This window comes from Corallococcus sp. CA041A (assembly GCF_003612075.1).
Lineage (GTDB): Bacteria > Myxococcota > Myxococcia > Myxococcales > Myxococcaceae > Corallococcus > Corallococcus exiguus.
Genome location: NZ_RAWF01000566.1, coordinates 1 through 904 on the forward strand (window position 1 = coordinate 1; position 904 = coordinate 904).

Consider the following 904-nt stretch of genomic DNA (forward strand, 5'->3'; position numbering starts at 1 on the left):
TCTTCGAGCCGCCCCCGACGCCGCCGCCCGCGCCGCCCGCGAAGAAGCTGACGCGCAAGGAGCGTGAGGCCGAGGCGAAGCGCCAGCGCGCGGAGGAGGCCCGCCTCAAGCGCGAGGAGGAACAGCGCAAGAAGGACGAGGAGGAACAGCGCAAGAAGGACGAAGAGGCGAAGCGCAAGGCGGACGAAGAGGCGAAGCGCAAGGCGGACGAAGAGGCCCGGCGCAAGCGCGAGGAAGAGAAGAAGCGCCCCAAGCTCGACGAAGACGATCTCCGGAACTACTAGCCATGCGCCGCCTTTCATCGCTCATCGTCCCCTCGGCCCTCGCCCTGGGCCTGTCCGCCTGCAGCCTGCTCGTCAGCTTCGACCCCGAAGGGCAGCCCTGCGACCGCGGTCAGTGCCTGGAGGGCTACGTCTGCCGCAACGAGGTCTGCACCTCCGAGGACGGCACCCCCACCGACGCCGGCACGACCGACGCCGGTACCAGTGACGCCGGCACCACCGACGCCGGTGACGGCACGGACGCCGGCCTCACGGATGGCGGTCTGCTGACCGACGGCGGCATCCGCGACGGGGGCTGAAGTCCCGCGCCGGGCCCGGCGTCACCGGTCGCCAGTCACGGCGCCGGTGACGGGGCCCTGATGCCGTTGTTCCGCCGCGCCTTGCGTCCCTGTCTCCAGGGTCCCAGGGCGCGGTGCCCTGTAAACACTCCCGCACGTGGCCACCGGGCCGCGCCGTGTCCCGCCGGACACGGCTGCCTGCCGCTCGGCACCACCGCGAAACCCCTGTCATTCCAGTCACTTGAACGCGACGTCCGCGCCGGGAAGCACTTCCGGTGCGTGGCATCATCCGTGCTCTGACGCGGGCCCAAGGAGGCATCATCGACATGGGCAAGCGCGTGGGAG

At 71.0% G+C, this 904-nt stretch carries 1 protein-coding gene and 1 pseudogene; both read left to right on the forward strand.

What is annotated here, in order from left to right:
- Positions 1-284, forward strand: a pseudogene (locus D7V77_RS42185) (PEGA domain-containing protein); the annotation flags it as partial.
- Positions 285-286: 2 nt separating this feature from the next.
- Complete coding sequence (locus tag D7V77_RS42190) at positions 287-580, forward strand: hypothetical protein (RefSeq protein WP_120581752.1); 294 nt, start codon at positions 287-289, stop codon at positions 578-580.
- Positions 581-904 lie beyond the last annotated feature (324 nt).